Annotated in this window: 8 protein-coding genes; 4 read left to right on the top strand and 4 right to left on the bottom strand. The window is 71.2% G+C overall.

Translation table 11 applies throughout. From position 1 onward, the window contains the following. Positions 1-740, bottom strand: a 740-nt coding sequence (locus tag VG869_06765; protein ID HEV3450892.1) for a PHB depolymerase family esterase, incomplete at its 3' end; no start/stop codon positions are given. Between the two features lie 56 nt (positions 741-796). Between VG869_06765 and VG869_06760 the strand changes: the two genes are divergently transcribed. Together VG869_06760 and VG869_06755 are read left to right on the top strand one after the other, a co-directional pair. Then, positions 797-1,285: a MarR family transcriptional regulator gene (locus VG869_06760; GenBank protein HEV3450891.1), complete on the top strand. Its 489-nt coding sequence runs from the start codon at positions 797-799 to the stop codon at positions 1,283-1,285. A 9-nt stretch (positions 1,286-1,294) separates the two neighbouring features. Continuing rightward, positions 1,295-2,182: an undecaprenyl-diphosphate phosphatase gene (locus VG869_06755; GenBank protein HEV3450890.1), complete on the top strand. Its 888-nt coding sequence runs from the start codon at positions 1,295-1,297 to the stop codon at positions 2,180-2,182. A gap of 30 nt (positions 2,183-2,212) precedes the next feature. Here the strand turns inward: VG869_06755 and VG869_06750 are convergent, their stop codons facing one another. Next, positions 2,213-3,685: an NADH-ubiquinone oxidoreductase-F iron-sulfur binding region domain-containing protein gene (locus VG869_06750; protein HEV3450889.1), complete on the bottom strand. Its 1,473-nt coding sequence runs from the start codon at positions 3,683-3,685 to the stop codon at positions 2,213-2,215. Between the two features lie 68 nt (positions 3,686-3,753). On the opposite strand from VG869_06750, the gene VG869_06745 reads away from it, so the two are divergent. After that, a complete protein-coding gene (locus VG869_06745; GenBank protein HEV3450888.1) occupies positions 3,754-5,331 on the top strand; it encodes an AMP-binding protein in 1,578 nt (525 codons plus the stop codon). Position 5,332: 1 nt separating this feature from the next. Here VG869_06745 and VG869_06740 read toward each other — a convergent pair whose 3' ends face one another. After that, positions 5,333-5,956, bottom strand: a complete 624-nt coding sequence (locus VG869_06740; GenBank protein ID HEV3450887.1) for a TetR family transcriptional regulator — start codon at positions 5,954-5,956, stop codon at positions 5,333-5,335. A gap of 95 nt (positions 5,957-6,051) precedes the next feature. On the opposite strand from VG869_06740, the gene VG869_06735 reads away from it, so the two are divergent. Further along, a complete protein-coding gene (locus VG869_06735) occupies positions 6,052-7,647 on the top strand; it encodes an MFS transporter (protein HEV3450886.1) in 1,596 nt (531 codons plus the stop codon). A 12-nt stretch (positions 7,648-7,659) separates the two neighbouring features. Here the strand turns inward: VG869_06735 and VG869_06730 are convergent. Then, the coding region (locus VG869_06730; GenBank protein ID HEV3450885.1) for an amidohydrolase family protein at positions 7,660-7,933 on the bottom strand (274 nt) is incomplete at its 5' end.

Genomic DNA, 7,933 nt, shown 5'->3' with positions numbered 1-7,933 from the left:
GTGGGCGAGCAGCCGTTCACGCCCGCCCAGTGGGCAGCGGTGTCCGGAGCCGAGAGCGCGGGGTAGCCACCCGGGCCCCGGCCCCGGACGTGCCCGCCGCCGTACGGCACGAGCGGGTCGGCGGTGCCCTGAATCTCGAGGACCGGCATCGGCCGGCTCGGCGTGCAGGTCGGCGCCAGGTTGACGAGCAGCGTGGCCGCCACCGGGGCGATGCCGGCGATCTCGCCCGAGAGCTGACACCCGAGGCGCTGCGACATGAAGCCGCCGCTCGAGAGGCCCGTGGCGAAGACCCGAGTGGTGTCGATGCCGTCCTCGACCGCGAGCCGGTCGATCAGCGCGCTGACGAAGGCGACGTCGTCGATCCCCGCCGCGTCCGCCGGGGTGTCGCCCTTGCCCCCGGCCCAGCTGTTGGCGTACCCCTGCGGGTACACGGCGATGAAGCCCTGCTGGTCGGCGACGTCGCTGAGGTGGGTGATTCGGGCCATGCCGGCGCCGGTGCCGCCGCCACCGTGGAAGGCGAGCACGGCCGGCATCCCGGTGTGGGCACCCGGCGGGACGTGGACCAGGTACGTGCGCGTGCGGCCGCCGACCCGCAATCGGCCGGCGCGGTCACCGGCCCTCGGGGCCCTCGCCGCCGCGGCCGGGCCACCCCAGGCCAGGGTCGAGACCGCCAGCGCCAGCCCGACGGTCACGAGGCCTCGTCCGGCCCGCCCCCGCTGCTCGCGCTCGTCCCGTTGCATCTTCCTCCTCGTCGGCCAAGTGATACAGTAAATTGACCTGATTGTCAAGGGGCTTGATGGAAATGGCAGACCGCAACCCGCCTCGGCTCGGGGTCCTCGCCCGGCTCCTCGTCCGGGCGCTGGCGGACCGGACCCGGGCCGAGCTGGCCGTGGCCGGCTTCCCCGACCTGCGGCCGGTCCACACCGTGGTCCTCGCGCAGCTGGGCGAAGAGGGGGCGCGGATCACGGACATGGCGGCCCGGTCGGGGATCACCAAGCAGGCGGTCACCCTCCTCGTCGACTACCTCGAGGCCCGCGGCTACGTCGGCCGTGCCGCCGATCCGCACGACGGTCGGGCGAAGCTCGTTCAGCTCACCGACCGGGGCCGCGCCGCAGCGGCGACGGCGAACCGCATCGCCGACGAGATCGAGCACACCTGGGCCACGCAGATCGGCGCCGAGCGTCTCGCCCACCTCAAGGAGACCCTGCGCGTGCTCGGCGCCTCGCTCCGGACCGGGGAGCCGGGGGGCGGTGGCGTGTCACCGGGAGCCCAGAGCCACCACTAGCGTCTCGCCGTGAGCTACTTCCAGGCGATCGTCATCGGGCTGCTGCAGGGCGTGACCGAGCTCTTCCCCGTCTCGAGCCTCGGCCACTCCGTCATCGTTCCCGCGCTGTTCGGCTGGCACAGCATCGTCAACGCCCAGTCCAAGAGCGAGTCGTTCTACCTGGCGTTCCTCGTCGGGTTGCACGTGGCGACCGCGCTGGCGCTCCTCTGGTACTTCCGCGCCGACTGGGCCCGAATCATCGCCGGGTTCTTCCGCTCGCTCGGCCGTCGTCGCGTCGAGACCAAGGACGAGCGGCTGGCGTGGCTGCTCGTCACGGCGACGATCCCGGCGGGCATCGCCGGCCTGCTCTTGGAGCACTCGCTTCGCGTCCTGCTCGCTACTCCGGTGGCAGCGTCGAGCCTCCTGGCGGTGAACGGCGTGGTGCTCGCGGTCGGGGAGCGAGCCCGCCGCCGCCAGGAGGTCCGGGCGCTGGCCGTGGCCCACGGCGTCAACGAGGAGGGAGCGCGGCGACTCGACACCCTCGAGTTCCGAGAATCGGGTGTCATTGGGGGGGCGCAGGTCTTCGCGCTGATGGCGGGCATCAGTCGATCCGGCATCACGATGGTCGCCGGACTCCTCCGCGGCCTCGATCACGAAGACGCCGCTCGGTTCTCCTTCTTGCTCGCTACGCCGATCATCCTGGCCGCGGGCATCTACAAGCTGCCGGACCTGCTGGGCTCGAATGGCGACCACATCCGGGGTCAGGTGCTGGTCGGGAGCCTGTTCGCCGCTGCGGCCGCGTACCTCGCGGTGCGCTTCCTGATGCGCTTCTTCGAGACCCAGACCCTGAAGCCGTTTGCCGTCTACTGCCTCGTGGTTGGCATCACCACGGCCATCTACTTCGGCCTTACCTGGTAGGCGCTGAGACAGCAGCGCGTCCGCCGGGGGTCAGAGTGCTTGGTGGGCTCGGTGGTCGTCGAGACGGTCAGCGGGGCTCTTGCCGGAGTACTCGGCATCGAAGCTCCAGTCCGGCTGCTTGGCCCCCTGATGGGCGTCGAACGTGGCCCGGCCGTCGACGATGTCGGCGATCGGGGCGATGAGCTCCGGCTCCACTCCCGTGAGCCGCTCGGTGACGTGATCCTGGAACTGGTCGAGGTAGAGCTCGAGGACGCTGTCCACGACGTCGTGCTGCTGGTAGGCGAGGTTGCAGCGGGCGCCATCGGTGACGCGCTCGAGCAGCTCGTCGAGTTCCTCGAGATCCTCCTCGCGCGCCGCCGACCGAGCGACCTGCGCGAGACGCTGGGCGATGACGAGCCCATCCTGCTTGCAAGGCGTGCACTGGCCGCACGACTCGACGCTGAGAAAGCGGGCTACGCCGGCGGCGACGGCGACGAGGTCGTCGCGGTCGTCGAACACGATGAACCCGCCGGTGCCGACACCGGTCCCGAGTGCCCGCATCGCCTCGTGGCTCAAGGGTGTGTCCAGCAGCTCGACGGGCAGCATCGGGTTCGACACCCCAGAGAGCACGGCGGTGATGTGGTGCCCGGGCTCCGGCCCCCCGCCGATGGTCGCGATCACCTCGCGAAGCGGCGTGCCCATCGCGAACTCGGCCACGCCGTGGCGCCGGGTCCGGCCGGTGATCGTGCACACGATGGTTCCCGGCGATTCGTCGGTGCCGACCGACCGGAACCAGTCGGAGCCGTTGACGACGATCCCGGGCACGTTGGCGAACGTCTCGACGTTGCTCGCGAGCGTTGGCGGAGCCTCCGATTCCCCGCCGGCGGCCGCCATCTCGACGTGCGCGGCAGACGCGCTGTTGGCAGTCAGGTCGGCGGTGGTCTCGACGACTTCGTCCACGCCCCGCCGGTAGGGAGGCGCGATGCGAGGGAACGGGTAGCGGCCGTCGATCGTCTCGAGGAGTGCGGTCTCCTCACCGTAGAGGTACTCACTCGGGCCCTCGAACACCGAGATATCGACACCGGCGGCCCAGCCCGCGGCCCGAACCTCGTCGAGGGCCCGGCGCAGTCGCGCGAGCTCCGGGATGAACGTGCGTTTCAGGCCGATCACGATTCGGTCCGCCCGGACGACCCGGGCGGCGACGAGCGCTCCCTCGAGGACGTGATACGGGTTGGCCCGCAGGATGGCGCGGTCCTTGAAGGAGCCAGGCTCCCCTTCGGCCGCGTTCACCACCACTGCTGACGAGAGCGCCGGCGAGTGCATGGCGGCGACCGTCCGCCACTTGCGGCCGCTGGGGAACCCGGCGCCGCCTCGGCCCCTGAGCCCGGACGCATCGACGATGTCGATGACCGCCTCTGGCTCGATGCGCGCCAACGCGTCGAGGGCCTGCCCGCCGCCGTCGGCGACGTAGTCGGCGAGCGCGCCAACGGGCGCGGGCGCCAAGACCCGAGTGACTGGCGGCATTGGCGGCAGTCTGTCACGCCGACCTCGCCCGCTACGGGCCGGCGCGGCGCCGCGTTAGGTTCGGAGTGATGGCGGTGTCGAAGCCGGTGACGGGTGCCCGCACGCTCTGGGAGCTGATCGACCGTCGCGTCGCCGCCGATCCGGACCGACCGATGCTCATCGACGAATCGGATCGCACGCTCACGTTCTCGCAGTATCGGGACCGCGCCGAGCGGGTGGCAGCCGGCCTGGCGGCTCGCGGCGTCGGCGACGGGACCCGGGTGTCCTGGCAGCTGCCGACCCGCATCGACACCGTGGTGCTCTCCGGCGCGCTGAGCCGCCTCGGCGCAGTGCAGAACCCCATCATCCACCTCTATCGAGAACGGGAGGTCGGCTTCGCGCTACGCCAGACCGGAGCACGTCTGTTCGTCGTACCGGGCGAGTTCCGCGGCTTCGACTTCCCGGTCTTCGCTGGGCGGGTCACGCGCAACCTGGACCCGTCACCGGAGGTGATGGTCCTCGACGACGGCATGGTCGAGGGCGATCCGGCCACGCTGCCGCCACCCCCGCCGGGTCTGTCTCCCGAGCAGGCACCGGTTCGCTGGATCTACTACACGTCGGGGAGCACCGCTGACCCAAAAGGCGTGTGCCACACCGACCAGTCGCTCATCGCCGGCGGTTGGGGCCTGGCCGTCGCGCTCGACATGTCGCCCGACGACGTCGGGTCGATCGCGTTCCCGTACGCGCACATCGGCGGCCCGGACTACCTCGTCACGATGCTGAGCCTCGGGTTCCCGGCTGTGCTCCTCGACGCGTTCTCCGCTCCGGATGCGCTCCCGGTGCTTCGGCGTCACGGCGTCACCATGGTCGGCGGCAGCACGGCGTTCTATCAGGCCTTCCTGGCCGAGCAGCGCAAGCACCCGCAGGAGCCCATCCTCCCGACGCTGCGGCTGATGTCAGGGGGCGGGGCCCCGAAGCCGCCGGAGCTGCACTACGAGGTCCAGCGAGAGATCGGCGGGCGGGGCACCGTTCACGGCTACGGAATGACGGAGGTGCCGATGATCGCCCAGGGTTCGCCGTCCGACACGGACGAGCAGCTGGCGAACACCGACGGGCGGCCGATCGTCGGGATCGCGGTCCGGATCGTCACCGTCGACGGCCGGTCGGCTGCGCCCGGCGAGGAGGGCGAGATTCGGCTGCAGGGGCCGATGGTCTTCCGCGCGTACACAGACCCAGCGCTGACCGCCGAGGCCTTCGACGCCGAGGGCTTCTTCCGCACCGGCGACCTCGGTCGCCTCCGCGCCGACGGTCATCTCCAGGTCACCGGGCGGCTCAAGGACATCATCGTGCGGAAGGGCGAGAACATCAGCGCGAAGGAGATCGAGGACCTGCTGTACACGCACCCGAGGGTCCAGGACGTTGCCGTGATCGGCCTGCCCGACCGGGATCGCGGCGAGCGGGTGTGCGCGGTCGTTCAGACCGTCGACGGGGCTGAGCCGCTGGCCTTCGACGAGATGGTTGCGTTCTGTCGTGAGGCCGGGCTCATGACGCAGAAGGTGCCGGAGCAGCTCGAGGCGCGTGACGACATGCCACGCGCGCCGACCGGCAAGATCGTGAAGACGAGGTTGCGGGACGAGTACGCGAACCTACCGTTCGCGCCGCGCTGAATTACGAGACGTCTCCGGCCGGGACGCGGTCGTCGAGCACCTCGCCGAGGCGCCCCAGGAACGCGTGTCGCTCGGCGAGGAAGTCAGGGTCGTCGGGACGTCGGCCCGTCAGCAGCCACGTGAGCTGCGGGAACGCCAACGGGATCAGGGCGATGCCGAGCTCGGAGAGCGCGAGCTGGGCCGGGTCGAGGTCGGCCGGGATCTGGCCGTCGGCCTGGGCGGCCCGCAAGGCGTCGACCCACTCGGCGAGGACGGCGCGCCGAGCCTCCTCCTCTTCGAGGGGGTGACGCCGACCACGCTCGAGGGCCTCCCACATGAGGAGCCGCACGTAGTCGGGCTGACTCGCCAGACGGTCGTGGAGGTCGGCGAGGCGGTCGGGCCCGACCCGAACCAGTTGGGACGTCGGGGCCCGGTCGGCGAGGCGCTGACGAAGGACGGCCCGGAACAGCCCGTCCTTCGACCCGAAGTAGTAGTAGAGCATTCGCTTGTTCGTGCCGGCGCGGGCGGCGATGGCGTCGACGCGGGCACCGTCGATTCCGCGGGTGGCGAACACGCGGCGGGCGGCGTCGAGGATCCTGCGCCGGGTCCGTTCTGGGTCCCGGGCCGTTCGGTGGGCCTCAGCCACCGGCCTCCCCTCGCTCTCCTCGGCGCTGTGCGCCCGGACGGTGGTAGCCTAACATTAAACTAACTGGTTCGTTACTTCAGGCTCGGGGCTGAACGATGGCGACGACAGCGACGGTCGCGGGGGCGCCCGCCGCCGTGCACGAGCGGCGCTGGTGGATCCTCGGCGTCCTCTCGTGCTGCGTGATCGTGATCGGGGTCGACAACACGATCCTCAACGTGGCGCTCCCGTCGATCGTGCGCGGCCTCGGAGCCTCGGGATCCGAGCTCCAGTGGATGGTCGACGCGTACACCCTCGTGTTCGCCTGTCTCCTCCTGACCGCCGGGTCGCTCGGCGACCGGTACGGACGCCGGCGCGCCCTGCTGTTCGGCTTGCTGTGGTTCGCGGTGTTCTCGGGGCTGGCCGCGACGGCGTCATCGCCGACCATGCTGATCGGCGCCCGCGCCCTGATGGGTGTCGGCGGTGCGTTCATCTTCCCGACAACGTTGTCGATCCTCACCAACACGTTCACCGACCCGCGTGAGCGCGCCCGCGCCATCGGCGTGTGGGCGGGCACGGCGGGCCTCGGGATCGCGCTGGGCCCGATCGCCGGGGGCCTGCTCGTCGAGCACTTCGGGTGGGCGGCCGTGTTCCTCGTCAACATCCCGATCTGCATCACCGCGGCGTTCCTCGCGGCGCGGCTGATCCCGGACACGCGGAACCCTGAGGAGTCGCCGCTGGATCCCATCGGCGCGACATTGTCGATCGTCGGGCTCGTGGGTCTGCTGCTCGGCATCATCGAGGCCCCGAACCGAGGGTGGACCGCGCCGCTCGTTCTGGGTGGGTTCCTCGTCGGCCTCGGCTTCCTCGCCGCGTTCGCCTGGTGGGAACGCCGCATCGAGCGGCCGATGCTCGACGTCCGGTTCTTCCGCAACCCGCGGTTCTCGGCCGCGTCGGCGACGATCACCCTCGCCTACTTCTCGCTGTTCGCGTCCACGTTCCTCCTGACCCAGTACTTCCAGTTCATCCTCGGGTACAGCCCGCTCAAGTCGGGTCTCATGCTGACCCCGGTCGCGCTTGGCCTGATGATCGGATCACCGATCGCCCCGCGCCTCGTGCAGCGAGTTGGAACGACCCGGGTCGTCGTCCCGGCCCTCTGTGTCGTCTCGGCGTGCGTCGCCTGCTATGCGTCGGACACGCTGATGTCTTCGTTCGTGATCGGCTTCGTCGTCCGCCTCGTGTACGGCGTGGCGATGGGCATGACGACCGCTCCCGTGACCGAATCGATCATGGGGTCCCTGCCACCCGGACGGGCGGGTGTCGGGTCGGCCGTCAACGACACCACGCGACAGACGGGCGGGGCGCTCGGCGTCGCGGTGCTCGGGAGCATCCTCGCGGCCCGGTTCCATCAGCAGATGGACGCGGCCCGGCTCCCGGCCCCCCTCCGGCACGCCAGCCGCGACTCGATCGGCGTGGCGCTCGCGGTGGCGGGTCGGCTCTCCGGTCGGCTCGCGGCCCAGCTGCACGCCGTCGCCCGCCACGCCTTCCTCTCAGGCACTCGCCTGACGTTCGTGGCCGCCACCATCGTGGTGCTGGCGGCGGCGGCAATCGCCGCCCGCTTCCTGCCGGCTAGGGAGGAGCCCTCCTCGGTGCTCGCCGGCCCCGACCTCGACCAGGGGGCGATCGCCCTCGAGGTGGAGCGCCTCCCCGCCTGAGGCGGTGCCGCCCTACCGCCGCGTGAACGCCGGGCTTGCCGAGTCGTCGGGCACGGCGTCGAGCGGCGTCGCGACCTCGTCTGCGGCCGGGCCGACCCGGGCGCCGATCGGGGTCAGGACCCCGAGGTCGAAGCCGTAGAGCCGCGCCACGTTCTCGCTGGTGACCCGTCGGATCTCGGCGGGCTCCCAGTCGGAGAAGGCGCGGCGGAGTCCCAGGGTCGTGTACGGGTAGGTGCTCTCGTGGTGCGGGTAGTCGCTGCCCCACATCACGCGGTCGAGCCCAACC

It is taken from the genome of Acidimicrobiia bacterium, from assembly GCA_035948415.1.
Lineage (GTDB): Bacteria > Actinomycetota > Acidimicrobiia > IMCC26256 > PALSA-555 > PALSA-555.
This window is presented reverse-complemented; position numbering and strand designations above follow the sequence as displayed.